Origin of the sequence: Rhodococcus sp. ARP2 (assembly GCF_001029585.1) — a bacterium.
GTDB lineage: Bacteria > Actinomycetota > Actinomycetes > Mycobacteriales > Mycobacteriaceae > Rhodococcus_F > Rhodococcus_F erythropolis.
The window spans coordinates 66659-93008 of record NZ_LEKE01000046.1; the positions used below are offsets into that span (position 1 = coordinate 66659).

Annotated in this window: 30 protein-coding genes; 20 read left to right on the plus strand and 10 right to left on the minus strand. The window is 60.8% G+C overall.

Translation table 11 applies throughout. The features are described 5' to 3' along the window. Positions 1-25 precede the first annotated feature (25 nt). From ABX74_RS10810 to ABX74_RS10830, 5 genes are all read left to right on the plus strand, one after another. Positions 26-913 carry a hypothetical protein gene (locus tag ABX74_RS10810; protein ID WP_003942742.1) on the plus strand — a complete coding sequence of 296 codons (888 nt, stop codon included), beginning with the start codon at positions 26-28 and terminating at the stop codon, positions 911-913. Between the two features lie 89 nt (positions 914-1002). Next, positions 1003-1344, plus strand: coding sequence for a 50S ribosomal protein L19 (gene rplS, locus ABX74_RS10815; protein WP_003942791.1), 342 nt, complete (start codon positions 1003-1005; stop codon positions 1342-1344). A 55-nt stretch (positions 1345-1399) separates the two neighbouring features. Beyond that, complete coding sequence (gene lepB / locus ABX74_RS10820; protein WP_003942787.1) at positions 1400-2203, plus strand: signal peptidase I; 804 nt, start codon at positions 1400-1402, stop codon at positions 2201-2203. A 50-nt stretch (positions 2204-2253) separates the two neighbouring features. Further along, positions 2254-2934, plus strand: coding sequence for a ribonuclease HII (locus tag ABX74_RS10825; RefSeq protein WP_081328961.1), 681 nt, complete (start codon positions 2254-2256; stop codon positions 2932-2934). A gap of 37 nt (positions 2935-2971) precedes the next feature. Next, the gene (locus ABX74_RS10830; protein WP_003942715.1) at positions 2972-3277 is read left to right on the plus strand and encodes a DUF2469 domain-containing protein; all 306 of its coding nucleotides are present in this window, start codon (positions 2972-2974) and stop codon (positions 3275-3277) included. Positions 3278-3342: 65 nt separating this feature from the next. Here ABX74_RS10830 and ABX74_RS10835 read toward each other — a convergent pair whose 3' ends face one another. From ABX74_RS10835 to ABX74_RS10845, 3 genes are all read right to left on the minus strand, one after another. Beyond that, entirely contained in the window at positions 3343-4524 is a 1182-nt protein-coding gene (locus ABX74_RS10835) for an RtcB family protein (RefSeq protein ID WP_020969338.1), read from the minus strand. A gap of 97 nt (positions 4525-4621) precedes the next feature. Next, positions 4622-4855: a hypothetical protein gene (locus ABX74_RS10840; protein WP_019747974.1), complete on the minus strand. Its 234-nt coding sequence runs from the start codon at positions 4853-4855 to the stop codon at positions 4622-4624. 82 nt (positions 4856-4937) lie between these two features. Further along, positions 4938-5945, minus strand: coding sequence for an iron-siderophore ABC transporter substrate-binding protein (locus ABX74_RS10845; protein ID WP_223257882.1), 1008 nt, complete (start codon positions 5943-5945; stop codon positions 4938-4940). A gap of 144 nt (positions 5946-6089) precedes the next feature. Between ABX74_RS10845 and ABX74_RS10850 the strand changes: the two genes are divergently transcribed. After that, on the plus strand, positions 6090-6896 hold the full coding sequence (locus ABX74_RS10850; protein WP_020969340.1) for a helix-turn-helix transcriptional regulator: 807 nt from the start codon (positions 6090-6092) through the stop codon (positions 6894-6896). Between the two features lie 223 nt (positions 6897-7119). Here the strand turns inward: ABX74_RS10850 and ABX74_RS10855 are convergent, their stop codons facing one another. Together ABX74_RS10855 and ABX74_RS10860 are read right to left on the minus strand one after the other, a co-directional pair. Then, positions 7120-7509, minus strand: coding sequence for a hypothetical protein (locus ABX74_RS10855; RefSeq protein ID WP_144419573.1), 390 nt, complete (start codon positions 7507-7509; stop codon positions 7120-7122). A gap of 742 nt (positions 7510-8251) precedes the next feature. Beyond that, on the minus strand, positions 8252-8986 hold the full coding sequence (locus ABX74_RS10860; protein ID WP_003942731.1) for a hypothetical protein: 735 nt from the start codon (positions 8984-8986) through the stop codon (positions 8252-8254). A 262-nt stretch (positions 8987-9248) separates the two neighbouring features. Between ABX74_RS10860 and ABX74_RS10865 the strand changes: the two genes are divergently transcribed. From ABX74_RS10865 to ABX74_RS10885, 5 genes are all read left to right on the plus strand, one after another. Continuing rightward, a complete protein-coding gene (locus ABX74_RS10865; RefSeq protein ID WP_041815868.1) occupies positions 9249-9605 on the plus strand; it encodes a YraN family protein in 357 nt (118 codons plus the stop codon). Then, positions 9605-11113 carry a YifB family Mg chelatase-like AAA ATPase gene (locus tag ABX74_RS10870; RefSeq protein WP_047888825.1) on the plus strand — a complete coding sequence of 503 codons (1509 nt, stop codon included), beginning with the start codon at positions 9605-9607 and terminating at the stop codon, positions 11111-11113. Before ABX74_RS10865 ends, ABX74_RS10870 begins: the two co-directional genes overlap by 1 nt. After that, on the plus strand, positions 11110-12237 hold the full coding sequence (gene dprA / locus ABX74_RS10875) for a DNA-processing protein DprA (RefSeq protein ID WP_020907367.1): 1128 nt from the start codon (positions 11110-11112) through the stop codon (positions 12235-12237). Before ABX74_RS10870 ends, dprA begins: the two co-directional genes overlap by 4 nt. 403 nt (positions 12238-12640) lie before the next feature. Next, entirely contained in the window at positions 12641-13000 is a 360-nt protein-coding gene (locus tag ABX74_RS10880; RefSeq protein WP_003942721.1) for a histone-like nucleoid-structuring protein Lsr2, read from the plus strand. 294 nt (positions 13001-13294) lie between these two features. Then, entirely contained in the window at positions 13295-14065 is a 771-nt protein-coding gene (locus tag ABX74_RS10885; RefSeq protein ID WP_019747982.1) for a siderophore-interacting protein, read from the plus strand. Here ABX74_RS10885 and ABX74_RS10890 read toward each other — a convergent pair. Continuing rightward, complete coding sequence (locus ABX74_RS10890; RefSeq protein ID WP_047888855.1) at positions 14062-15234, minus strand: multidrug effflux MFS transporter; 1173 nt, start codon at positions 15232-15234, stop codon at positions 14062-14064. The genes ABX74_RS10885 and ABX74_RS10890 overlap by 4 nt on opposite strands. 84 nt (positions 15235-15318) lie before the next feature. Between ABX74_RS10890 and ABX74_RS10895 the strand changes: the two genes are divergently transcribed. Together ABX74_RS10895 and ABX74_RS10900 are read left to right on the plus strand one after the other, a co-directional pair. Continuing rightward, a complete protein-coding gene (locus ABX74_RS10895; RefSeq protein ID WP_047888856.1) occupies positions 15319-16245 on the plus strand; it encodes a tyrosine recombinase XerC in 927 nt (308 codons plus the stop codon). A 122-nt stretch (positions 16246-16367) separates the two neighbouring features. Next, positions 16368-17477, plus strand: coding sequence for a MinD/ParA family protein (locus tag ABX74_RS10900; protein WP_019747985.1), 1110 nt, complete (start codon positions 16368-16370; stop codon positions 17475-17477). Positions 17478-17502: 25 nt separating this feature from the next. On the opposite strand, the gene ABX74_RS10905 is transcribed toward ABX74_RS10900, so the two are convergent. Continuing rightward, a complete protein-coding gene (locus ABX74_RS10905) occupies positions 17503-18003 on the minus strand; it encodes a M23 family metallopeptidase (protein ID WP_053062014.1) in 501 nt (166 codons plus the stop codon). A gap of 307 nt (positions 18004-18310) precedes the next feature. Here ABX74_RS10905 and rpsB point away from each other — a divergent pair, with 307 nt between their 5' ends. From rpsB to ABX74_RS10935, 6 genes are all read left to right on the plus strand, one after another. Then, complete coding sequence (gene rpsB / locus ABX74_RS10910) at positions 18311-19168, plus strand: 30S ribosomal protein S2 (protein WP_003942709.1); 858 nt, start codon at positions 18311-18313, stop codon at positions 19166-19168. 152 nt (positions 19169-19320) lie between these two features. Then, positions 19321-20148, plus strand: a complete 828-nt coding sequence (gene tsf / locus ABX74_RS10915; RefSeq protein ID WP_019747987.1) for a translation elongation factor Ts — start codon at positions 19321-19323, stop codon at positions 20146-20148. Between the two features lie 200 nt (positions 20149-20348). Beyond that, complete coding sequence (pyrH, locus tag ABX74_RS10920; protein WP_019747988.1) at positions 20349-21077, plus strand: UMP kinase; 729 nt, start codon at positions 20349-20351, stop codon at positions 21075-21077. A 43-nt stretch (positions 21078-21120) separates the two neighbouring features. After that, positions 21121-21678: a ribosome recycling factor gene (frr, locus tag ABX74_RS10925; protein ID WP_003942777.1), complete on the plus strand. Its 558-nt coding sequence runs from the start codon at positions 21121-21123 to the stop codon at positions 21676-21678. Positions 21679-21726: 48 nt separating this feature from the next. Beyond that, on the plus strand, positions 21727-22623 hold the full coding sequence (locus ABX74_RS10930; RefSeq protein ID WP_003942673.1) for a phosphatidate cytidylyltransferase: 897 nt from the start codon (positions 21727-21729) through the stop codon (positions 22621-22623). A gap of 6 nt (positions 22624-22629) precedes the next feature. Continuing rightward, a complete protein-coding gene (locus ABX74_RS10935; RefSeq protein WP_019747989.1) occupies positions 22630-23358 on the plus strand; it encodes a class I SAM-dependent methyltransferase in 729 nt (242 codons plus the stop codon). A 79-nt stretch (positions 23359-23437) separates the two neighbouring features. Here the strand turns inward: ABX74_RS10935 and ABX74_RS10940 are convergent, their stop codons facing one another. Both ABX74_RS10940 and ABX74_RS10945 read right to left on the minus strand, forming a co-directional pair. Then, entirely contained in the window at positions 23438-24280 is an 843-nt protein-coding gene (locus tag ABX74_RS10940; RefSeq protein ID WP_030244636.1) for an HpcH/HpaI aldolase/citrate lyase family protein, read from the minus strand. A 95-nt stretch (positions 24281-24375) separates the two neighbouring features. Further along, positions 24376-24786 carry a lipopolysaccharide assembly LapA domain-containing protein gene (locus ABX74_RS10945; RefSeq protein ID WP_020969349.1) on the minus strand — a complete coding sequence of 137 codons (411 nt, stop codon included), beginning with the start codon at positions 24784-24786 and terminating at the stop codon, positions 24376-24378. Positions 24787-24888: 102 nt separating this feature from the next. Between ABX74_RS10945 and rlmN the strand changes: the two genes are divergently transcribed. Further along, complete coding sequence (rlmN, locus tag ABX74_RS10950) at positions 24889-25998, plus strand: 23S rRNA (adenine(2503)-C(2))-methyltransferase RlmN (RefSeq protein ID WP_019747992.1); 1110 nt, start codon at positions 24889-24891, stop codon at positions 25996-25998. A gap of 80 nt (positions 25999-26078) precedes the next feature. Here rlmN and ABX74_RS10955 read toward each other — a convergent pair whose 3' ends face one another. Next, positions 26079-26348, minus strand: a complete 270-nt coding sequence (locus ABX74_RS10955; protein ID WP_047888826.1) for a DUF2631 domain-containing protein — start codon at positions 26346-26348, stop codon at positions 26079-26081. Positions 26349-26350: the final 2 nt, after the last annotated feature.

The following is a 26350-nucleotide window of genomic DNA, read 5'->3' on the forward strand; positions in this document are numbered from 1 at the left end:
GAAATTCGGTGAAGGGAGGACAGTGATGCGGGAGTGGCTCGAGCGCGAGATCATCGCCCATGGCCGATTGCCATTGCTGTTCTTCCTGCTCGGATTCCTCTCTGCCTTCCTCTTCATCCGTCTCAGCGTCCGGATGATCCGTGCGCAGGTGAAATGGTGGCCGGGCAACATCGCGCCCGGAGGTCAGCACGTGCATCACGTCGTGTTCGGTGTGATCGCCATGATGATCTCCGGTGGTGCACTGATCGCGGTCTACGTCGATGGTTCGCAGACCACCGGTGCCGTCCTGGCGGCGATCTTCGGTATGGGTGCGGCGTTGGTGCTCGACGAGTTCGCACTGATCTTCTATCTGAAGGATGTGTACTGGTCCGAGCAAGGTCGGACCTCGGTGGATGCGGTTTTCGTCGCAATCGCCGTGACCGGTCTGGTGCTGTTGGGTTTCCGCCCGCTCGAACTTCTCGACGTCGCCGGGTTCCGTGAAGAACGGGATCCGTGGATCAAGTTGGTCTTCGTTTTTGTCGCGTTGATCAACTTCGCCTTGGCAGCCATCGTGATTCTCAAGGGGAAGATCTGGACGGGGCTCGTCGGCCTGTTCGTTTTCCCGTTGCTGGTAATCGGTGCGGTTCGCCTGAGCCGGCCGGGTGCGCCGTGGGCTCGCTGGCGGTACACGCGTAAGCCGAAACGGATGAACCGCGCGCTCGAGCGTGAGCGGAAGTGGCGGCGACCGGTCATCAGGGCCAAGATCTACGTCCAGGATCTGATTGCCGGATCGCCGAGCGTCGAGCATGCGATGACGGCGGCCGAGCAGGAATTGGACCACACCATTCACGCGGCTCCGCCGCCACCGATTTCCCCGCTGGTATCCGCGTCTGGCACAATGGACGGGTTGCCTGGACCAGGCAGCAGCACTTGATCTGGGCACGAACCAGACGAGCGCCGTTTCGGGAGACCGAAACGCGTGCCGCTCGGTTCCTCTGCTCCTGCGAAATACAAGGATGACATATGAACACCCTGGACTTCCTGGACAAAAAGTCGCTCCGCGACGACATCCCCGAGTTCCGTCCCGGCGACACGCTCAACGTGAACGTCAAGGTTATCGAAGGCTCCAAGGAGCGCGTGCAGGTCTTCAAGGGCGTCGTTATTCGTCGCCAGGGCGGCGGCGTTCGCGAGACCTTCACCGTCCGTAAGGTCTCCTTCGGCGTCGGCGTCGAGCGCACCTTCCCGGTTCACAGCCCCACGCTGGCCTCCATCGAGGTTCTGACCCGCGGTGACGTCCGTCGCGCCAAGCTGTACTACCTCCGTGAGCTTCGTGGCAAGAAGGCGAAGATCAAGGAAAAGCGCTGATCTTTCCGATGAGCCCGGCACCGCGTACGCGCGGTGTCGGGCTAATCTGGTTTCTGTGGCAGATTCTTCGAAGGAGCAGGCATTGTCGTCCGGACCCGAGAATCACGAGGGATCAAGCGGTTCCGCGGAACCGACCTCACATCGGCCGCAGAAGAAACAGCGATCGTTCCTGCGAGAACTCCCTGTTCTGATCGGCGTAGCGCTGGTACTCAGCATCGTCCTTCAGGCATTTGTCTTCAGAGTTTTTCTCATCCCATCCGAGTCGATGGAACCGACACTGCACGGCTGTGCAGGATGTACCGGTGACCGCATCGTGGTGGAGAAGATCGGATACCGCTTCGGCGATCCGGAACCCGGCGACGTCGTAGTCTTCAAGGGGCCCGATTCGTGGAACACGAAATATGTGTCCAATCGGTCCGACAATGTTGTCGTCCGCGGCATTCAAGAGGTCGGTTCGTGGGTCGGCCTCGTTCCGCCGGACGAGAACGACTTGGTCAAGCGAGTGATCGCCACCGGCGGCCAAACCGTCGAATGCTGCGACGATCAGGGCCGAGTCCTGGTCGACGGCAAACCACTCGACGAGCCGTACATCAAGATGGATTTCCCGTTCACTCCGGGAACGCAAACGTGTGACACCGAATTGAAGTCGGGCCGCTGCTTCGGACCGATCACCGTTCCCGAGGGCCACGTGTGGGTCATGGGTGACAACCGCAGCAATTCCGCCGACTCGCGCTACCACGTCGACGACGAGTTCCAGGGAACCGTCCCGATCGACAACATCATCGGTCAAGCTCGATTCATCGTTCTTCCCCCGTCGCGAATGGGCGGCATCGATGCGCCTGATATTCAGGGCAATTGAGTTGTCGTACCGCACACATGGATTCGCGTAGTTTCGAGTAGGCAGAGACAGTGAGTAGTTGGCCCCCTCGCGTTGTCATTCGCAGATCGGCAGGTCTGCGGACGATGGAGTCTGCGTTGGCGCGAACCGGACTCGGTCCGGTCGCCGGCGTCGACGAAGCCGGGCGCGGAGCGTGCGCTGGTCCACTCGTCATTGCCGCGTGTGTCCTGGCGCCGAAACCGCAAGCGCCACTGGCGCGGCTCGACGATTCGAAGAAGTTGACCGAACGCGCGCGCGAGGAGCTTTTCCCGGCCATCAAGCGTTTGGCGTTGGCGTGGAGTGTTATTTCGGTACCCGCTGCGGAAGTCGATCAGATCGGTATCCACGTTGCCAACATCGAGGGGATGCGACGAGCAGTTGCGGGCCTCGACCTCGAACCGGGCTATGTCCTCACCGACGGGTTCCGGGTTCCGGGTCTGACGGCTCCGTCGCTACCAGTTATCGGCGGTGACGGCGCCGCTGCATGCATCGCCGCGGCGAGCGTTCTCGCGAAGGTGACCCGAGATCGTGTGATGACCGAGATGGACAACACTCATCCCGGATACGGCTTCGCGATTCACAAGGGATACAGCACGCCACTGCACATGGACGCTCTCGACGAGCTGGGGCCGTGCCCCGAGCATCGCATGACGTACGCAAACGTGGTGGCTGCGGGAGTCCGGTTGGAACAACGCGCGGGCCGTACGGGATGATGGACGTTCAGACGAACTGGGAGGACTGGCTAAACCGATGAGTGCCGAGGATCTCGAGAAGTACGAAACCGAGATGGAGCTGTCGCTCTACCGTGAATACCGGGACATCGTCGGACAGTTCTCCTACGTCGTGGAGACCGAACGACGTTTCTACCTGGCCAACACGGTCGAGTTGCTGCCCCACAATTCAGACGGGGAGATCTACTTCGAGTTGCGGATGTCCGACGCCTGGGTGTGGGACATGTACCGCCCGGCGCGATTCGTGAAGTACGTACGCGTCGTGACGTTCAAGGACGTCAACATCGAAGAGCTGGACAAGCCGGATCTGCGCCTTCCTGACTGATCTTGACAACGAAGTGCCCCGCCGATATCGGCGGGGCACTTCGCATTTCGCGGAGTTGCGCGGGGTCAGTTGCCCTTGACATTCACGATCTGACGCAGCGTGTGTCGAATCTCGACCAAGTCCTTCGCGTCGTCCATCACGACGTCGATGTCCTTGTACGCGCCCGGGATCTCGTCGAGGAACGCCGCGGAACGCTTGTATTCGATGCCGACCATCGCCTTGTCGAGATCTTCGATGGTGAAGGTCTTGCGTGCCTGGTTACGTCCGTACACCCGACCCGCGCCGTGGGGGCTGGACTTGAACGACGGCACGTTTCCCTTCCCGACGACGACGTAACTCGCCGTCCCCATCGAACCGGGGATGAGCCCGGGCGTGCCCTCGTCTGCCTTGATCGCACCCTTACGGCTCAGCCACACACCCCGGCCCATATGGAACTCCTTCTGGGTGAAGTTGTGGTGGCAGTTGATCCGCTCGACTTCGTCGATGATCGCGGGCTTGCCGTCACCCATGAAGTGCGCGAAGTCCTTCACCACGCGGTCCATCATCTCTTCGCGGTTGAGCAGAGCGAAGTGCTGAGCCCAGTTGAGATCGGTGATGTACGAGTCGAATTCGGGCGTCTTCTCGACCAGGTAGGCCAGATCCGGATCGGGAAGGTTGATGTACCACCGCTCGCACAAGTCCTTGGCGATCTTGATGTGATGCTGTGCGAGCTTGTTTCCGATACCGCGACTGCCCGAGTGCAGGAACAGCCAGACGCCGTCGCTCTCGTCGAGCGTCACCTCGATGAAGTGGTTGCCAGAACCCAGCGTTCCGAGCTGAAACCTCCAGTTGTTCTTGAACTTGTCGTAGAAGGCCAGGCGATCGCCCGCCATTGCCTCGAGTTCTGCGATGCGGATTTGCGCCGTGTCGCTCAGCGTCTTGTTGTAGACACCCGCCGAGAGCGGAACGGAGCGTTCGATGCTGTGGCGAAGAACGCTCAGGTCGCGGCCTTGAAGATCGCGTGCACTGAACTGGGTTTTGACCGCGATCATTCCGCAGCCGATATCGACTCCGACGGCGGCGGGCATGATTGCGCCTTCCGTCGGAATGACCGAACCCACCGTCGCTCCCGCACCGAGGTGCGCATCCGGCATAAGTGCCAGATGTGGACGGACAAAAGGCATCTGGGACGTACGCAGCGCTTGCTCGCGAGTGTTCTCGTCGAGTATCGATGCCCAGTTCCATAGCCTCTTGGTGATCTTCTCCATCAGATTTCTCCCACATAGTTCACAGCCGAACCGATCGGTCCGGTGTGTCGTGCAGGAATGACCATGCGCTCCGTCAGTGGTTGTGTGCAACCTCTTTTCAGGTGCGCAGACCGTCTGCGAGTTCGTAGATTCGTCCGACGTACTTCTCCTGGAAGGCTTTTCGAGCAGCATCTGCTTGTTGCCGTGCGCCCATCCTGGCGTAGAGGTACTCGAGTTGAACCAAGCTCTCGCCGATGTCGACGCGTCGCTGGTCGAGAACCGTCAACTCGTCGACCAGCCGAGCCAGATCGAGTCGTGCAAGATCTAGCGCTGTCTCCGGTACCTCGTCCATGGTGATCCTCGATGTCCGTGAGTGCTTCCTGGGTTTGAGGCTAGCATCATTCGAACATATTTTCGATACCTGGAATTGTTGGTTACTTCGACAATGTGGCGGTCAGTTGGTCGATGGCGTACGGAATGCTCAGGACGGTATTGCCGGACATCGCCGCGCCGACGGGTGGATCTGCGGTGTATCGCACGACTATCGCATTTCCGTTTTTCACAGCGGGTAGCCGCTGGTAGAGAGTGTTGCCGGGGAGGGCCTTCTCTCCCTCCGGATCGGCCATCACGATCAAACGATCAACGGGTTCGAGGATGTCGTATCGCTCGTTCGGCAGCCAGTCGCCGAACTGGTCGCCGACGAATGCGTCGACCGTCGGGGGGAGGGTGAATCCGAGTGACGAGAGGAAGATGCCGCGTGGGTCGTGCGACGAGAACACGTATCCCTCGGGAGTGTCGAGGTTGACGATCGTTGCGGTTTGCCCGGAAAACTCCGGGTGTGCAGCGCGAGCGGTGGCAAACGCGTTTTCGGTATCCGCGATCAGTTGCTGAGCTTGTGGTTCTTTGCCGAGGGCGCGCCCGGCGGTGAGTGTCATGTCGGTCCACGGCGTTGTGTATGCGTCGTAGTCCTTGCTCTGCGCGACAGTCGGCGCAATCGAGGTCAGCTTCTTGTAGGTCTCCGTGTCGATGTCGGCGTACAGCGCTAGGATCAGATCTGGTGCGAGGGAGGCGATTTGCTCGAAGTTGAAGTCTCCGCCGCTGTTGATGTAGGTCGGAGTTTTCCCCTTCCAGTAGTCCTTCGTCCACGGCCAGCTTTCATCCATGCCGGACCCCCACCATTCGGCCATGCCGACGGGTTCGACTCCCAAGGCGAGCAGTGGTTCGTGATCGGTGTATCCGAGTGTCACTACCCGCCGCGGTTCGGCATCGATGGTCGTCGAACCCTGTGCGTGCTCGATCGTCACGGGGAATGCGTCGTTGCTCTGGGTCGCTGATGCGGTGTCGACGCCTTGCGAGGTTCCACAGGCGGTCGAGAACCCGATGATCGCGGCCGTCGTGAATAAGGCGGCGAGGATTCGGGTGCTACGTGAGGGCACGTGCATGCTCCTTCGAAGTGGTGGGCGAAGTGATCTGAGTTCCGCGTGAAGTGCTGAACTGGTCGCGTCAGCAATAAAGTGAGGCTAACCTTTGCGGGATCGTCGGTCCATCCTTCAGGATGGACTCGGATACGCCCAGAGAGACGCAAAATGTCCACTATCGAGTACTCGACTCGCCCAAAGTCCTTGCTAGCGCTGCCCGATAGTCGCGGACGGACATTCAAAGATTTTCAGGTCTACACCAACGTCGTCGACGGAGTGACTGCGTATGGAGCTCATCGACACCCCGAGCATCAGATCGCCTGGATGAGTGAAGGGACGATGCAGATCGCTGCCGGAGGCAATGTGTGGCACCTGCACAGCGAGCACTTGGTCTGGTTGCCGGGCACCGTTCTCCACGACATGACACTTCTGACGGAGGGGTGCATGATTGCGGCCTATGCGCGTCCGGATCTACGCCCTGCCGGGCCGCGGTGGACTCAGCCACTTGTTCTCGAAGTCGATGCTCTGTCCGCTCAATTGCTGCGCCATCTCGCCGACCGGACCATCGACGATGCTCGGCGGTTGATGAGTCAGGAGTTGCTCTACGACATTCTTGCTGCCGCGCCCGAACGGCACGACGTCCTCGCGGTTCCTCGCAATGCTGCGGCGAGTTCGGTTTCTGCCTGCATCCTTGCCGATCCGGCAGACTCACGGACGCTGGGGGAGTGGGCGGGCGAACTCGGGGTCAGTTCCAAGACCTTGATGCGAGCCTTTGTCGCCGATACCGGGATTACCTTCGGGCAGTGGAGAACTCGAGCACGCATGTACGCATCACTCGAGATGCTCGCGCGGGGTGAGGGTGTCAATGACGTTGCCCCGCAGGTTGGTTACCGCACCAGCAGTGGGTTCATCGCCGCATTTCGGGAAACCTTCGGTACGACGCCGGCCCGGTACGGCGGAAAGCTGATGCGGTGATTTGCCGAATTTACAACCGACGCCGCCCGCTCGGAGGCGACAGTAGATAGATTTTGCTCTCGACGAAAGGCGGAGGGTGACACCTCCCATTACTCAGACTGGCTTTGTGGTGGCTGCGAGTCGCCGTGTGCATTGGATTTTATTCAAAGGCTGCTCGTAGACGCTCGATCAATCGCCTATGAGCAGCCTTTCGATGGCGATTAGACGATATTCAGACATGTACTCATCGCGAGCGCTTCCCGACGATCTGCGCAACAGTAGAAGAGGTAACACACAATGCTGCGCCGGACAGGAGGAGAACCCAAAGACCCCACCCGATCGATGGAGAAACGGTGGTGCGAAGAATGGTTGCTTCTGCGTCTGACACGTTCATGGCGTCGATTATTCCGATCACGACCGTGACTGCACCTGCCGCTGGCGCGACCCACCGGTCGCCAAACTTGGCCTTTCCTCCTCTAGACAGAATGGTGAACAGCGCGATTGCTGCCGCCGCGCCGAGAACGAGTGTTAGGACGCCGTCGCCGTCGACACCGGACTTTGAGAAATTGAGAAATGTCACCCATGGACCGAGGCTTCCGACAATTATCCCGAAACATGCAAGTAGAGCTGCCACGATATTTGGCATGTAGTTGGAAGGGAGGGGAGAGTCGGCCTGTACGAATCCAACTGGCGGTACACCTGCGAATCGCCACTCTGTCTCGGGTCCGGGATGGGGTTCGTAAGGTTGATCCGATTCTGGCGCCGGTGCTTGGTGCTGAGCGAGCCAGTATTCGGGTGGCGGGGGCTCTTGGTTAGGTTGACCAAATGGCGAGTTGGGTGGCTGCGTCATTCGAGCACCAACTTTCTCCTGTGGAAGCTGCTCCGGTTATGGGTGAGTTGAATTGCAACTGTAATCTGTCGGACAAACTATACAAGTGAATGTTTCGTGGAGTTCTTAAGTTGTCGGTACGGGAAAATTCGCGCCAGTTGACTGTCGTTTCAAGGTCGCACATGCTCGCCAATAGGCTGTCTGTCTACCTCGAACGAATTGTGAATAGATCTGGCGAGCGGAGCAGTGGATCTACGACGGTGACCGCCTGGACGGTTCGCCTAGAATAGGACTAGTGTTCGTTCGTCGGGGATTTAACCAGTGGGTAGTTCGATTTTTATGGAGATTAGTACCAATCTGTGGAGTCGCGGCCTTGTCTCGTCGGGCGATCCAGACCGCAGTTCGATGTCGTAAGCCTCTACATTCAGTGTCGGAACGCCGGAAGTGATTGTTGATTTCAAGGGCGGAAGATACTTCCAGAACATCGAAATGGGCCGAGCTACCAGCATCTGCTGGTAGCTCGGCCGATTTACTAATCTGAACTGAGTCAGCTCATGTTGCCGAGCACATTGCCCAAGACACCGCTGATGACATTGGTCATCGACCCCTGCGGGTCGGTCAGGGAGCCGAATACCTGGCCTGATCCGGAGTTGAGTGAGCCGAAGCCCATGTCCTCGAGGCTTCCGGCGCCCGCCTCGACGGGGTTCGGCTGCCGGATGGTGACGCAGACGCCCATCGGATTGATGTTCCAGTCGCCCGCCGCCAGCACAATGTTGGTGCCGGCGCCGCTGTCGAGCTGCGTGCCTACAACTGCGTTATCGGGAACTTTGTAGGTGGTTTCCAAAGCGATGACGCCGCCGCCCGCAGTGGTCCATCCGCCGCCCTTTGCCACCACGGAGTTGTTGCCGACAACGACGGTCTTGGTGACGTCGTCCCACTTCTGGTCGCCGATAAGCCATTTGACGTTCAGGCGAGCCTTGACCAGCTGGAATCCTGCCGGGTGGAAATCGCGGATCTGATTGACGAGGGCTCCGGAACCGGAAACCTTGGTGATGTAGGTGACCGTCTGACCCGCGGCGACCTTGCCATCGCCGACAACCTCCTTGCTGACGGTGTACGGCGTCCCGAGGGAACCGGCCCAACTGTCGGTGACCGACTGGTTGAGCGCGCATGCCGGTGCTGCTTGCGCCACCGAGGCTCCAAGTCCAACAGTGACGCCGGCGGCGATGAGAACGAGGGATGTAGTGGTTGCTACTGCGTGGCGAAGTGAGCGGCGGGCCATGTAGAACTCCATTCAGCGGGGTGCGTGACGGTTTGAGCAAAACTGTAACTAGTTCTACTGGACTTTCGTCCAAATTGTGGGGATTTCAGAAAATTGTCAGGGTTCGGGTCGCCGTTGGTGTGTCGCGCTGCCGAATTCCACAGGTTCTGAGTTGTCAACAGGTTGTTTTCGGATGGCTTGGTTTTGTGGTGGTGGGTCGAGGGTGGTGGTTGGGACGCGTTTCGTATGGGGCGGGCGCGGGGTGTGAGTGGTGGGGGCTGTGATGGCGAGGAATATGGCGTTGGGTGCTCGGGGCGAGGACGTGGCTGTCGAGTTCCTGGTTGATGCGGGTTTGGAGATTGTCGAGCGTAATTGGCGTTGTCGGTACGGCGAGTTGGATGTTGTTGCGACGTCCGGTGATCGGATTGTGTTCGTGGAGGTGAAGACTCGGTCGGGTGTCGGGTACGGGAGTCCGGCGGAGTCGGTGACGTTCGCGAAGCAGCGTCGGATTCGGGTGTTGGCGATGCAGTGGCTCACTGATTCGGGTCGGTCGTGGTCGAGGGTGCGTTTCGATGTGGTGGCCGTGTTGATCGGCCGCGACGGCGTGCCTTCGGTCGAGCATTTTGTGGATGCGTTCTGATGGCGTTGGGTCGGGCGCATTCTGTTGCGGTCAGTGGCGTGGACGGGCAGATCGTGGAGATCGAGGCGGATATCGGGCGCGGGTTGCCTGCGGTGCATTTGGTGGGGCTGCCTGATACTGCGTTGCACGAGTCGCGTGATCGGATTCGAGCCGCGGTGACCAATTCTGGTGAGGAGTGGCCGGACAGCAAGGTGATTTTGGCGTTGTCGCCGGCGACGTTGCCGAAGGTGGGCAGCGTTTACGATTTGGCTCTGTCGTTGTCGGTTCTCGATGCGGCGAAGAAATTGCCGCGGAAGTTGTTGCGGGAGACTGTCTTTTTGGGGGAGTTGGCGCTCGACGGTCGTCTGCGGACGGTGCGTGGTGTGTTGCCTGCGGTGCTTGCGGCGAAGCGGGCGGGGTGGGGGACTGTGGTGGTTCCAGCTCGGGCGTTGGCTGAGGCCGGCCTGGTGAAGGGGATCGAAGTGCTGGGAGCTGACGATCTGTCTGCGGTGATCGGGTGGTTGCGTGGTGAGTTGGCGCTGGCTGTTCCTGATGTTTTCGAGCGTGCTGATGCGGTGACGGTGCGGGATCTGAGTGAGGTTGTCGGGCAGACGGATGCTCGGTGGGCGATCGAGGTTGCTGCGGCGGGTGCGCATCATTTGATGTTGACGGGTCCGCCGGGGATCGGGAAAACGATGTTGGCGCAGAGGCTTCCGGGGATTCTTCCGCCGTTGACGGAGGGGGAGTCGTTGGAGGTGACGGCGATTCATTCGGTGGCGGGGGTGTTGCCGGAGGATCGGCCGTTGATCGATATGCCGCCTTTCATTGCGCCGCATCACAGTTCGTCGGTCAGTTCGCTGGTGGGTGGTGGTAGTGGGATGGCTCGTCCTGGTGCGGTCAGCCGCGCCCATCGCGGCGTGCTGTTTCTCGACGAATGTGCCGAGATCGGGGTGAAGGTGCTCGAAGCGCTACGCACGCCACTCGAAGACGGGGAAGTACGAATCGCCCGGCGGGACGGAGTTGCGCGGTACCCGGCGCGGTTCCAGCTGATCCTGGCCGCCAATCCCTGCCCATGCGCGCCGCCGCGAGACGCGGATTGTGTATGTGCACCCGCGGCGCGTCGCCGTTACCTGGGGAAATTGTCCGGCCCGCTCTTGGACCGAGTCGACATCAGGGTCCGGATGCAGGCCGTTGCAACCGGAGCGCTGATCGACGAAGTAGGGGAAAGTACCGGCGATGTTCGTGCGCGCGTGGCGGCGGCTCGAGACACTGCAGCCCAGCGGTGGAGTGAGTACGGGTGGCGGACCAACGCGGAAGTACCAGGGCCGGCGTTGAGACAGAAGTTCAGACTCTCGCGTGCGGCGCTGGCGCCGGTGGAACGGGCGCTGCGCAAAGGTGTCATCACTGCTCGTGGGGCGGACCGAGCGTTGCGGGTTGCCTGGAGTGTCGCCGATCTGGCAGGTGAGGCGATGCCCGGACCAGACCAAGTTGTCACCGCACTCGACTTCCGAGACAGGGGATTCCAATGACTGCGCACGATCCGCGACTACTCGCTTGGGCATATCTGTCCCGCGTCGTGCAGGGCCCAAGCGCGTATATGTCCATGTTGATCGACGAGCTCGGGGTCGAAGAAACTGCGAGGGCGGTCCGCAACGGCGATCTGCCCCCCGCGATCGAGGAGAAGACGCGAGCCCGCGCTCACATCGACACAGCCCAACGAGACCTCGACCTGATGGAGGCGATGGGTGGCAGGCTCGTAACACCGAACTGCGCCGATTGGCCGGCGTGGCGAATGCTTTCCTTCGACGGACTCGATGCCTCCGGGGGTGAGACGGCGCCATTTGTGTTGTGGGTGTTGGGGTCCGGGGATTTGGTTGATCTGACCGAGAGATCGGTTGGGATTGTCGGCACGCGAGCATCTACTGCGTACGGCGAACACGTGACGGCAGAGATTGCCGGTGACCTCGCTGTCGACGGATGGACCGTGATTTCCGGGGCGGCCTTCGGTATCGACGGGGCCGCGCACCGCGCTGCATTGGGCGTAGGTGGAAACACACTGGCTGTCTTGGCCTGTGGGGTCGATCGAGCGTATCCGTCAGGGCATGCGCGACTACTCAAACAGATAGCGAGTTCGGGTGCAGTGATAAGTGAATATCCACCGGGCACAACACCTGCAAAGTTCCGGTTTCTGGCAAGGAATCGACTGGTAGCTGCGTTGTCGGACGGAGTAGTGGTGGTCGAGGCGGGTTGGCGCAGTGGTGCACGCAATACCGCCAATTGGGCCCGGAAATTGGGCCGCCCGGTAATGGCGGTGCCCGGGCCGGTTACTTCGGCATCGTCGACCGGATGTCACCGGATGATCCGCGAAGGTGAAGCGCAACTCGTTTCCAATGCCGTGGATGTAGTCGAAGCGTCAGGTCCATTTGGTGTCGGGGATTCCGCGGAGGATGCAGCCGCTACACGTGACATCGACGCATTGCGGGGCAATTCTCGATTGGTATACGAAGCATTGCCGGGAACAGGTTCACGTAGTACGCGTGAGCTGTCCGAGGAATCGGGATTGCTCATAACGCAGGTTCGTGCAACTCTTCCTCTGCTCGAACTCGAGGGGTTTGCGAGTTCGGATTCGAGTGGATGGTTTCGGACGCGGTAGCGCGTGAACTTGATTGTGCTCGTCCGGTGGGCGGGTGGCGATGCCCACTAACCGTTCCGGCGAGAACGAAACTCGAATACCCTCGCGATGCTGGTAATTGCACGTCAGGACTGCTTTTCGTGAACTCGATCGGCCTGTGTGCAGCGTTATTCTCGACCCAGCTTTGCAGACTTGGCCGTGAATTTAACGGGCCTCAGGAAAGTCTCAGGTCAATGTGCTTTGAAGTCTGATTAGTCTGGTTCCCCTGAGTGCGGGTATTGATTGGTTCGTCGTTAACCCGCTGCTAATTCGGACCATTGAGTCTGTTCGGAAATGGCACAGGTTTCCGGACTTCTTTTGTTCATCAACGCTCTATCTGTGTATTGTGAAGGAGAATTGAATCGATCATTGAAAGAGGAGTGCAATGGCTGAGAAGCTGATTCGGCAACTCATCGACGACCTTGACGGTAAGCCGATTGACGATGGATTCGGTGATCGAATTGAGTTCTCTTACCAGGGAACGGATTACGTGATCGATCTGCGCGCCACCAATGCAGAGAAGTTCGACGCTGCGGTGAAGCCGTTCGTCGAGGCGGCGGCGAAGGTGAGCGGGAAGCGTGGCAAGAAGGCGCAGGCTGCATCTCCGCAGGCCACGTCGGGTTCTGGCCGCTCCAAGGAGACGCTCCAGGCCATTCGTGATTGGGCGGGTAAGAACGGTTACGAAGTTGCTCCGCGCGGGCGTATCAAAGCGGAAATCATCGATGCTTTCGACGCTGCACACTAGGTTGAATTAATACCTCCTCTGGCCCCTGGCGAACCTCGCCGGGGGCCAGAGGCGTATTTTACTATTGCTTTGCTGAATTTCTCCGATAGCGATGTGCTGCCTGATCATGCACGAGTCCTGATTCGGAAGTTTGGCGGCCACCGACGAATTTACCCGGCAGAGTGGTCGGTTTATTTCGTTGCGCACCGTGGTCTGTCGCGCGCGGGCGGATGTACCGGGGGAGGCATTTTGTCCATGCGCTGCAATTGTCGTGTACCTTAGTTAGGTAACGCTAACTTTTGGAAGGATCTTTCTGTGGCCAAGCCGACAACTGCATTGACGGTTCTGCGGACCGAACAATTGACTCCCCATATGGTGCGAGTGTTTCTCGGGGGACCGGGCTTCGAGTCCTTCACTCCCAGCGAATACAGCGATTCCTATGTAAAGATCGAATTCGGCACTCCTGATCAGCCGATACTGCGCACCTACACGATTCGTTCGTACGATCTTGATGCCAAAGAGATTGCAATCGATTTTGTCGTCCACGGCGACATGGGAGTTGCAGGTCCGTGGGCCGCGTCCGTTCAGCCGGGCGCTGAGATTACCCTGCGTGGACCGGGTGGCGCGTTTTCGCCGTCACCATCCGCTGATTGGTATCTCTTCGTCGGAGACGAGACCGCAATACCTGCTATTACTGCTTCGATAGCGAGATTGGCGCCGGATGCGGTCGGCTACGCCGTCGTCGAAGTCGGGGGGCCGGAAGACGAAATTGCGCTCGATGCCCCAGAAGGTATTGCCGTGACCTGGCTGCATCGCGGAGCATCGTCCGATGCGGTCGGCGAAGAATTAGCTGGCGACAACGCTCCGGTTGTCGCCGCGGTCAAGGCACTCGAATGGTTACCGGGCGAACCGCACGTGTTCATTCACGGTGAAGCACAAGCCGTCATGCACAACCTCCGGCCGTACATTCGCAAGGAACGAAATGTCCCGGCGGCGGCTGCTTCTATTTCCGGCTATTGGCGTCGTGGTCGCACCGAAGAAGGCTTCCGGGTCTGGAAGTCCGAACTCGCCGCGGCCGAAAACTAACTCGCGGTGGCCTTGCCGCGAGTCAGCAACACGAGCGCAACGGCCGCGAGAACTCCGAAGGTGGGAATTGCGATTGCCATCGGCACGGCAGTGTCTTCTCCCGCAATTCCCACCAACGGCGAAACCAGCGCTGCCAAGCCGAACTGGCCCGCTCCCATCAGGGCTGAACCAGTTCCGGCCGCGTTGGTGACCTCTCCTTGGGCGAGAGCGGTTGCATTGCCCATGATGAACCCGATGCTCGAAATCGCCACGAACAGCGGGACCAAGATCAGCCAGGTATTCGTGGAACTGAAAACCGCGCTGGTACAGAACAATACGGCGCCGCCAATGAGGAGCAGGCACACCCCGAAACGCAGCAGCGTGCGAGCTCCGACGCGACCGAGCAGGCGAGTGGTGATCATCGCTGCCGTGACCATTCCGGTGGCGTTCACTGCGAACACGATCGAGAATTGTGACGGACTCAGCCCGAGAACATTCTGAACGACGAACGGTGACGCGGAGATGTACGCGAACAAGGCGCCGAATCCGAAGACGAATGCGAGCGCATATCCGAGGTAGTGCCGGTTTCGGACCACGTACTGCAGATTCGAGATCAGGGCCTTCAAACCACCGCCATGGCGTCGCTCGGGTGGAAGTGTCTCGGGAACGAGCAAAACCACACCAGCCACCATCACGGCGCCCGCGACAGCCAGGACCCAGAAGATTCCGCGCCATCCGACGGGGCCGAGAAGTGCGCCGCCGATCAGTGGTGCGACCACGGGAGCGATACCGCCGATGATCATCATGATGCTGAAGAGCTTCGCTGCGTCGTCGCCGCGCGCTCGGTCGGCAATACAAGCGCGGGCAAGAACGATGGCAGCGCCTCCACTCAAGCCCTGGACGAGTCGTGCACCGATGAGAAACTCGATGTTCGGCGCCACAGCGCATGCCGCGCCGCTCAGTGCCGTGATGATTGTCGCGGCCAGCAGTATTCGTCGCCTGCCAAGTCCGTCGGAGATCGGACCGATGATCAGCTGGCCGATTCCGAGGCCTGCCATGAAGGTGGTCAGCGTGAGCTGAACGCTGGCCGCAGTAGTGTCGAGTGCATCCGCCATCAAAGGTAGGCCGGGCAGGTACATGTCGATGGACAGTGGAGCGATTGCGGAAATCAGTGCCAGTACACACAACATCTTCAGAGGAATTGCTCGATTCACCGATCAACCCTATCGGCGAGGCAGCTTGCGGTTTCAATCGCGGCGAGCGAGCGTGTGTTCATGACTGACGCATTGCCGGCGAGCTTGAGCGTTCACCTCGATGCGTATGCCGAGCACCTCCGACTGAGCCGAGGCCGGTCGGAACACACGATCCGCGCCTACGTCGGTGACGCGCGGGCGTTGCTGACCCATTTCTCCGCGGGTTCGGAGAATGCAGATCTCGACCGCCTCGACCTAAGTGTCATGCGTTCGTGGTTGGCCGCCCAGAATGCCGTAGGAACAGCCCGTACGACGGTAGCTCGACGGGCTTCTTCGGCGCGTGGTTTCACTGCGTGGCTCGCGCAGACCGGACGTATTTCCGTCGACCCGGGCACACGTCTGGCGGCTCCACCTGCTCGTCGCACGCTGCCGACGGTGCTGCGTCAGAGCCAGGCCCTCGACGCAATGGATGCAGCGGAAAGCGGTGCGCAGCAACAAGAGCCGCTCGCCCTGCGAGACCGACTCATCGTGGAATTGTTGTACTCCACCGGAATTCGCGTCGGCGAGTTGTGTGGACTGGACGTCGAGTCCTTCGATGCTGATCGACGTTTGCTTCGTGTCCTCGGCAAGGGGAACAAGGAGCGATCAGTGCCATACGGCCTGCCCGCAGAATCGGCACTGAACGGCTGGCTGGAGCACGGACGACCCGCGCTGAGTTCGGATAGGTCCGGGCGAGCATTGCTCCTCGGAGTTCGAGGCGGCCGGCTCGATCAGCGTCAGGCGCGTTCGGTGGTCCACGAAACCATGGCTGCAATTCCAGGGGCTCCCGACATGGGTCCGCACGGGCTTCGGCACTCGGCTGCGACACATTTGCTGGAGGGTGGTGCAGACCTTCGTGTGGTCCAAGAACTCCTCGGACATGCGAGTTTGGCGACCACTCAGCTGTACACGCACGTGTCGGTCGAACGCCTTCGATCCGTCCACGATCAGGCCCATCCACGCGCCTAGATTGTGAAGCGACGCGAGTTCTCGGCCGGTATTTGGTAGCGTCGCAGCTCAGAAGAGTGAACAATCGGCAAGTTCGATCGTCGTGTCGAGACACTCGATGACATGCGAAATCCGGGGGATTCGTGAACCGCCAAGATGTGAAGCACCTGCCGAACAGCGGCCAACCGGCCTGGCTGTCCGAAGCGCCGCAACCGGCTCCCGAGCCGGCGCCGACGCCGGAGCCTGTGGCACGACTGCAAGAGGTCTGGACCACGCCACCGCCACCGTCGAGCCAACAGCAGGTGACAAACCAGGATCTGGTTGCCGAAGCTTTACTGAAACGCCCTAAACGGACGCCGCGTGGCGGATGGCGTAGAGGATTACATCGTGCGACCGGAGGTGTGGTCAATCTGGGGGATTCGACCAACGAACAGCGCAACCGTGCACTGGCCGCCCGAATCGAGCAGCCGATCCGTAACGACTACCGAGTCGCTTTGCTCTCGCTCAAAGGGGGCGTGGGCAAGACGACGGTCACGGTCGGACTCGGTGCGACATTTGCTTCGCTTCGTGGTGACTGCGTCGTGGCGGTTGACGCCAATCCCGATTTCGGAACTTTGGCGCAACGTGTTCCGCTGCAGACCAATTCGACGGTGCGCGATCTGATTGCTGCTAGACCGGACATAAAGAGCTATTCGGACGTTCGAGTGCACACATCCCAGTCGTCGAGTCGTCTCGAGGTCCTGGCGAGTGAGCAGGATCCGGCGATTTCGGAGGCATTCAGCGAGGCGGACTATCGCCAGGTCATCGACATCTTGCAGGTCTACTACAACATCATCCTCACTGATTGCGGTACCGGGATCATGCACTCGGCGATGAACGGCGTTCTCGATCTTGCCAATTCGTTGGTTCTCGTCAGTTCGCCGGCAATCGACGGAGCGCGCAGCGCAGCGGCAACGCTCGATTGGCTTCAGTTGCACGGATACGGCCATCTGGTCGAACGGACCGTCGTCGTCATCAGCGCCGCCCGACCAGGGTCGAGCGTGATCGACATGGACGCTTTGGTGGACTATTTCATGCGTCGATGCCGCGCCGTCGAGGTCATTCCTTTCGACGAGCATCTCGCGGAGGGGTCGGTGATGGACCTCGAGTTGATGCGACCGGCCACCAGACGAGCGTTCATGGAACTGGCAGCGATGGTGGCCGACGACTTCGCGGACGCTGTGGGTCGGCACGCCGTTTCCGAGTGGCACTGATTCTGCGACCGATTTCTGCGACCGATCAGCCTCCTTTCAATGGCTTGAGCCTGAGCGGTTGCGTCCGAACGAGTCCGAGTGGATCGAGATATTCGCGTCCACGGCGCAAGCCCCAGTGCAGACATGCTTCGACAGCACACCCTTCGTGCCCGGTTTCGAGGGTTCCGATCACGGACCTGGCGGCGACGCGTTCACCTGCGCGAACGACTGCCACGACGGGTTCGTAGGTCGTGCGTAGGCCGCCGGAATGATCTATCGACACCGTCGGCTTTCCGGCGACCACTCCCGCGAACACCACAATGCCGTCGCCGGCCGCGAGGACGGATTGGCCGGCACTGCCGCCGAGATCGACCCCGCGATGACCCGGCAGCCAATTCTTGGCCGGTTTGTCGAAAGCGCGTTCCACGTGCGGCCGGGGAGCGAGCGGCCAGTCGAAACGCGTGTCTGCCGACGCCGTGCCTACGGCGACACAGCAGGAGATCACGGCAACGACCACTCCTCGTCGAGTTCCGCGAAACATCGTCATTCCTTGATCTTGCGTGGAGTCGCACGCGCTTCAATGCAGATCAGACGGGTAATCCACAAGATGATCGCCGATCCACAACCGCCGGTTCGGTCTGTTGCTTCCGGGGTGGTTATGGCATCGGCGGACGAGGACGTACACTTGTCGAGCGGTCTGTGCTCGCACAGTCCGACTTCGCGCGCCCGCGCACGTTTTCCGGCCTCGGCTGGTCCTGGTTCTCACGAAACAGGTCCGACGGCCGTGCGGGTGCCAGGGCAGGGATCACCCGATCGCCTGCATCAACCGGATTGAAAGTTTGAGGTACACAGCCATGGCTGTCGTAACCATGAAGCAGATGCTCGATAGTGGAACCCACTTCGGACATCAGACCCGTCGCTGGAACCCGAAGATGAAGCGATTCATCTTGACCGACCGCAACGGCATCTACATCATCGACCTCCAGCAGACGCTGACGTACATCGACAAGGCGTACGAGTTCGTCAAGGAGACCGTTGCCCACGGCGGCACCGTCCTCTTCGTCGGCACCAAGAAGCAGGCGCAGGAGTCCATCGCTTCCGAAGCGACTCGCGTCGGAATGCCCTACGTCAACCAGCGTTGGCTCGGCGGCATGCTCACCAACTTCACCACCGTTCACAAGCGTCTGCTTCGCCTCAAGGAGCTCGAGGCAATGGAGCAGACCGGTGGATTCGAAGGTCGCACCAAGAAGGAAATCCTCATGCTCACGCGTGAGATGACCAAGCTGGATCGCACCCTCGGTGGTATCCGCGACATGGCCAAGGTTCCTTCCGCGGTGTGGATCGTCGACACCAACAAGGAGCACCTGGCAGTTGCCGAGGCTCGCAAGCTGAACATCCCGGTCATCGCGATCCTGGACACCAACTGCGACCCCGACCTCGTCGACTACCCGATCCCGGGCAACGACGACGCCATCCGTTCCGCAGCACTGCTGACCAAGGTTGTCGCTTCCGCGGTTGCCGAAGGTGTGCAGGCACGTGCAGGACTGAGCGCCGACAAGGACGCGAAGCCCGAAGCCGGCGCAGGCGAGCCCCTCGCCGAGTGGGAGCAGGAACTGCTCTCGCAGGCAGCTCCGGCTGCAGAGGCTGAGGCAGCTCCGGCTGCAGAGGCTGAGGCAGCCCCCGCCGCAGAGGCACCGGCCACCGAGGCCTGATTCGTTGAAACCGGCCCTGACCAAGAGTTCTTTTGGTCAGGGCCGTTTCACCGTTAGGCCCGAGCACCACCGTCAGGCCGTGCTTCACCGCTAGGCCGTGCTTCACCGTTAGTCCTAGGTCCGAAACAGACACATGAGGAGGCTCGCTAATCATGGCGAACTACACCGCCGCTGACGTCAAGCGGCTCCGTGAGCTCACCGGCTCCGGAATGATGGCATGTAAGAACGCACTCGCAGATGCAGACGGCGATTTCGACAAGGCCGTCGAGCAGCTGCGCATCAAGGGCGCGAAGGATGTCGGAAAGCGCGCAGAGCGCACCACCGCTGAGGGTCTCGTCGTCGCCAAGGACGGCGTCATGATCGAGATCAACTGCGAGACCGACTTCGTCGCCAAGAACGACGAGTTCATCAAGCTGGCCGACGAGATCGTGACCGTCGCTGCTGCTGGCAAGCCTGCGGACCTCGACGCTCTCAAGGCGCTCGAGCTCGACGGCAAGACCATCGACACCGTCATTGCGGAGCAGTCCGCGAAGATCGGCGAGAAGCTCGAACTGAGCCGCGTCGCTTCCTTCGACGGCCCCGTTGCCGTGTACCTGCACAAGCGCAGCTCCGACTTGCCGCCCGCTGTCGGCGTTCTCATCGAGTACACCGGCGAAGGCGATGCTGCTGCTGAGGCCGCTCGCGGCGCTGCAATGCAGGTCGCAGCACTCAAGGCAAAGTACGTCACGCGTGACGAGGTTCCCGCTGAAATCGTCGCTTCCGAGCGTCACATCGCCGAGGAGACCGCCCGCGCAGAAGGCAAGCCCGAGCAGGCTCTGCCGAAGATCATCGAAGGCCGCGTCAACGGTTTCTTCAAGGACGTCGTTCTGACCGAGCAGTCTTCGGTCACGGACTCCAAGAAGACCGTCAAGGCGATCCTCGACGAGGCAGGCGTGACCATCAAGCGCTTCGTGCGTTTCGAGGTCGGCGCCTCCGCTTAATTCGGAGCCCGTACACATGGACCCCGCCTGAAGAGCATTTGCTCTACCGGCGGGGTCTACGTGTACCTGGGGCCTCCGATGAGGCAGGATAAGAGTGCTTCGGGACGAGTCCCGGGGGCTTTCCTATGTCGCGGTGTCCGATTCAGCGGCAGAAGAAGAATGAAGGACCTACAAGGTCTTGTATCGAACTGAGGAGAACAATGTCCGAACCAGCCAACGAACGTCCAGGATTCAAGCGGGTCCTGCTCAAACTCGGCGGCGAAATGTTCGGAGGCGGCAAAGTCGGTCTCGATCCCGACGTGGTCACCAAGGTGGCTGAGCAGATCGCAGAGGTCGTTCGATCGGGCGTGCAGGTTGCAGTCGTCATCGGCGGCGGAAACTTCTTCCGCGGAGCGGAACTGCAGCAGCGTGGCCTCGATCGCGCGCGCTCCGACTACATGGGCATGCTCGGCACCGTCATGAACTGCCTCGCACTGCAGGATTTCCTGGAGAAGGCCGGCGTCGATTCTCGAGTGCAGACGGCAATCACCATGGGACAGGTCGCCGAGCCGTACCTTCCGCTTCGCGCACGTAGGCACCTCGAGAAGGGGCGCGTAGTCATCTTCGGTGCCGGGATGGGTATGCCCTACTTCTCCACCGACACCACTGCTGCGCAGCGCGCGCTGGAGATCGGTGCCGAGGTAGTGCTGATGGCCAAGGCCGTCGACGGCGTCTACTCGGCCGACCCGCGTATCGACCCGGACGCGACGATGTACGAACAGATCACGCACCGCGAGGTCATCGAACGTGAGCTCAAGGTCGCGGACGCGACGGCGTTCAGCCTGTGCATGGACAACTCGATGCCGATGATGGTGTTCAACCTCCTCACCGAAGGAAACATCGCTCGCGCGGTGTCCGGTGAGAAGATCGGCACCCTGATCAAGTCGTGAGTGACACCCAAAAAATGATGCAGAACAACATGGAGGAACAGCCGTGATCGATGAAGCGCTCTTCGAGGCAGAAGAGAAGATGGAAAAGGCTGTCACGGTAGCCAAGGACGATCTCGGCTCGGTTCGCACCGGACGCGCGAACCCCGGTATGTTCTCGCGCATCGTGATCGACTACTACGGTTCGATCACGCCGATCACGCAACTCGCGAGCATCAACGTCCCCGAGGCCCGCATGGTCATCGTCAAGCCGTACGAGGCTTCGCAGCTCAACGCGATCGAGACGGCGATCCGCAACTCGGATCTCGGTGTGAACCCGTCCAACGACGGCAGCATCATCCGCATCTCGGTTCCGCAGCTCACTGAAGAGCGTCGTCGTGAACTGGTGAAGCAGGCCAAGTCCAAGGGCGAGGATTCGAAGGTCACGCTGCGCAACATCCGCCGCAAGGCGATGGACGAACTCGGCCGGATCCAGAAGGACGGTGAAGCCGGCGAGGACGAGGTCGGTCGCGCAGAGAAAGAACTCGACAAGACCACGGCGAAGTACGTGCACACGGTCGAGGAACTCGTCAAGCACAAGGAAGCAGAGTTGATGGAGGTATAGCCTCCTCATTTGCAGTGTTTGTCGTCGGGAGTAGATCAGGGAGTTTGGGTGCACGCACAAGAGGGAACCGCCGGTGGTCCCGTCACGGACGGGCCTACGGGCGGCGCTGAGGGCGCGCAACCGCCGAAGTCGAAGGCGGGCAGGAACCTACCTGCCGCCATCGGCGTCGGAGCTGGTCTCGGAGCCTTGGTCATCGGCACTTTGATCTTCCTGCCCCCGGGATGGATCGCTGTCGTCGCGATCGCGATGTTCATCGCGACGTGGGAGGTCACAACGCGGCTTCGTGAAGCCGACATCGAGGTGCCGCGAATTCCCCTTCTCGTCGGAGGGCAAGCCACGATCTGGCTCGGCTGGCCGTGGGGACCGGTCGGGGTGCTCAGCGGATTCACCGCAACCGTCCTGGTGTGCATGGTGTGGCGGTTGTTCGACCACGGGCTCAAGGCGACCCCGAAGAACTTCCTGAGAGACACCTCCATCACGGTGTTCGTTCTGGCGTGGATCCCGCTGTTGGCGTCATTCGGTGCGTTGATGGTGCTCGAAGACGACGGCCCGGGTCGCGTTTTCGTCCTGATGATCGGTGTCGTGTGCTCCGACATCGGCGGTTACGCGGCCGGAGTGCTGTTCGGGAAGCACCCGATGGTGCCGGCTGTGAGCCCGAAGAAGTCCTGGGAAGGATTTGTCGGCTCTCTCATTTTCTGCGTCATCGGCAGCCTGCTTTCGGTGACGTTGATCCTCGACGCGAACTCGATGATCGGCGTCCTGCTCGGTGTCGTCCTGGTGGTAGTCGCGACGGTCGGAGACCTGATCGAATCGCAGATCAAGCGTGAACTCGGCATCAAGGACATGGGAACCCTGCTTCCCGGCCACGGCGGAATCATGGATCGCCTGGATTCACTCCTGCCGTCGGCATTTGTCACCTGGCTGATTCTGTACGCACTCGTCTGATTTCGCGTGCGTGATTTCTTCTCCGGCCGTTCCAAGCCGATCCCCAGCCCGAACATCTGGCATTGGCCGGACGTGTACGAAATCGAGAACCGCGCGCAGGACGTCGACGGTTCCATCTGGGCCGCGATGCGAGCCCAGGTCGACTGGTCTGGACGCGACGTCGTCGACGTCGGCTGTGGGGCGGGGTTCCATCTACCGGAGTTCGCTCGTACTGCCCGTCGTGTTGTCGGAGTGGAGCCGCACGCGCCGCTGGTGAAGGCCGCGCGGGAACGAACCCGCGATTCGGCGTCGATCGACGTAGTCCAGGGTTCAGCAGAGTCCACGGGTCTGGTGGATGCTTCAGTCGATCTCGTTCATGCCCGTACGGCGTACTTTTTCGGCAAAGGCTGCGGCCCGGGAATTCGTGAAGCCATGCGCATCCTGAGGCCCGGGGGAGCCCTGCTGATCGTGGATCTCGATGTGAGCGCCGGCCCGTACGGAGAGTGGATGAGGGCGGATCTGCCCAAATACGATCCCGCGGCGGTCGAAGGATTCTTCGAGGCTCAAGGTTTCTCGCTTACCCGTGTCGACGCCCGGTGGGAGTTCGAGAATCGAGACGACTTGCGGCGGGTACTCGGGATCGAGTTCACCGAGAAGACTGCCGAGCGTGCGTTCTCGCAAGTAACGGGATTGGGCTTCACGGTGCGATACCGGATCCATGTTCGGTCCAAACCACGATCACTCGAACTTGCGTGAAGGCGGGCTCAAAAGACGAACGTCAGGCGCTCCGACTTGAGCGCCTGACGTTTTCTGCACCGATTCAGTAGTAAAAAAATCAGTGATCGGTGGGGATGTGGAACAGGGTGGCGAGCTTGTGAATCTTCTTCGCCTTGGCGAGCTTGGGCAGGTCGCTGCCATCGCGCACGCGTGAGCCGTCTTCGCCGAGATCGTCGATGACATTCTGAGCCCAGATCGCGTCGGCCACGGAGGGACTCAGTCCCGCGTTGACGGGGGCAGTCTGCGCGGTGGTCATGCAGAGTTTGCCGGCCATACCGAGTGACAAGGTGATCGCACAGTCTCGGGCGAGCAGATCCAGATCGGGGCCGAGCGTGGGACCGTCGATCGGCGGAGCGATGCGTGCCGCGCGGCTGGCGATGGTGAGCCGCGAACGCGGGTACGACATCGACGTGGGGGAGTCGTCCATCCCAGTGTCGCGCCGGAAGTCGCCGCTGCCGAATGCGAGACGGAAGATGCCGTCTGTGCGTGCGATCTCGGGCGCAGCCTCGAGTCCTACCGCGGATTCGACGAGAGCAAGAATCTTGGTGCCTTCGGGAAGTCGCTCGGCCGTGGCGTCGGCCTGCTGACCGCTTTCGGTCTTTGCGAGCATGACACCCTCAAGTCCGGGGAGGCCCGCGAGTGCGGCCAGATCCTCTTCCCAGAACGGTGTCGTGGCATCGTTGATCCGAACCCAGGCGTGATTGTGTTCGCTCAGGAATGCGGCGACGTCGCGGCGGGCCGCCGGTTTGTTGGGTGCGGTGACGGCATCCTCGAGGTCGAGAATGACGGCGTCGGCCGCACTCGCGAGTGCGGCGTCGAAGGTGTCCGGTTTGGACGCGGGGACGAGGAGCCAGGATCTTGCCTGCTGTGGGGCAATTCGCGAGGTCACAGGTCTCTCCATGTGAGTAGTCACATCAGGGCCTTTCCGGTGATTTCCACGACATCAATGATGCCTGCTGGCCCATCGATCGACCCAATTGCGTAACTAGATTTCAGTCACATCTGCCGCTTCGCTGCGCGCCGGATCTGAATGATGCGAACCCCGCCTGCCAACGCCATGATCAATGCGCCCGCGATCGCGGAGAGCAGGATCGTGATTCCGAGCGGAAAGTCGATCTGCCAGGCGAGGATCTTGACGGAGACGCTCTCGAGGTTCTGCAGGATGAACACCAGCAGTAAGATCAGCACAATTGCGCCTATGACCAGGCCAACCCAGGTCGTCGCAGCTCTGGTTCGGTCGGTGACCGACGTTCCGGTCGGCACCGGTTCAGGCGTCGGTGTCGGTTCCGGATCGTGTTTTTCCACTGCCTTGTCCTCGCCCACCTTCGGAAGTTCCGGATCGGGACCGAAACCGTCGGCGGGGCCGTACACGGGGGAGTTCGACGGATCCTCTGGTGTGGTTGACATGACATGATCATCACGCAACCTGCGCAAAGTTGCACGGGTAATCCGGCCACAATCGGGTGGCAGTGGGGTAGCACCCCAAAACAATGGGACAATGGTGTAACTATGGCTGCCTCTCTTCCCCTCGTTTTCACTGCACCCAAGCGCGGAATGCCTCCACGGCACCTCGCCGATCTCGATTCCGCCGAGCGCAAAGAAGCGGTGAAAGAGCTCGGCCTTCCGGCTTTCCGGGCCGATCAGCTCGCGCGTCAGTACTACGCGCGGCTCGAAGCCGATCCGGAGAAGATGACCGATCTCCCCGCATCGGTGCGCGAGAAGGTGGGGGAGTCGCTATTCCCGACCTTGTTGACCCCGATCAAGCACCTCGCGTGCGATTCGGGCGACACTCGCAAGACCCTGTGGAAGGCGCATGACGGAACGCTGCTCGAAAGCGTCCTGATGCGCTATCCCGATCGGGCGACGCTCTGTATCTCGAGTCAGGCAGGCTGCGGAATGGCCTGCCCGTTCTGTGCGACGGGTCAGGGCGGCCTCGACCGCAACCTTTCGACCGCCGAGATCGTCGATCAGGTTCGCGAGGCAGCGGCCGCAATGCGCGACGGTGATGTTGCCGGCGGACCCGGACGCCTCTCGAACGTCGTGTTCATGGGTATGGGCGAGCCTTTGGCGAACTACAAGCGCGTGGTGGCAGCGGTACGACGCATCACTTCGCCCGCACCCGACGGGCTCGGTCTCTCTCAGCGGTCCGTGACGGTCTCGACTGTCGGCCTCGCCCCCGCTATCCGCAAGCTCGCTGACGAAGGCCTGAGCGTCACGCTGGCGGTATCGCTGCACACACCGGACGACGAACTGCGCGACACACTTGTGCCGGTCAACAATCGCTGGTCGGTGTCGGAGGTACTTCAGGCTGCCCGGTACTACGCAGACAAGACCGGTCGGCGTGTGTCCATCGAGTACGCGATGATCAAGAACGTCAACGATCAGCCGTGGCGCGCGGACATGCTGGGCAAGAAGCTGAAGAAAGCACTCGGCGGGTTGGTGCACGTCAACCTGATTCCGCTCAACCCGACTCCGGGTAGCGAGTGGGACGCGAGCCCCAAGGACGTCGAGCGTGAGTTCGTGCGTCGGGTCATCGCCCAGGGTGTCTCGTGCACCGTGCGCGATACGCGCGGTCAGGAAATCGCCGCAGCCTGTGGCCAGCTGGCAGCCGAGAACTGAAACCCTCCAGGCCTGAAAAACACATAAAGAGAAGGCCTCCACGAACTTTCGTTCGTGGAGGCCTTCTCTTTATCAGGTCTCTAGCGCGGGCGGCGACGGATGACGATGTCGCGGACCAGAACGAAGATCATCAATCCGGCGGTGCCGATGAGCCACAGATCCTCGACCTTGCCGTGATGGTTTCCGATCATCATCAGAAGCAGGAATATTGCGAAGAACCATCCGAGGAAACGGAAAAACTTGAGTCCTTCACCACTCCACCCCCATGCGGCAGAGGGGACCTCGGCCTCATCGACGTGCGAGACCACGACGGGGGCGCTGTACTTGACGTCCAACTGGGTATCGGCCACGG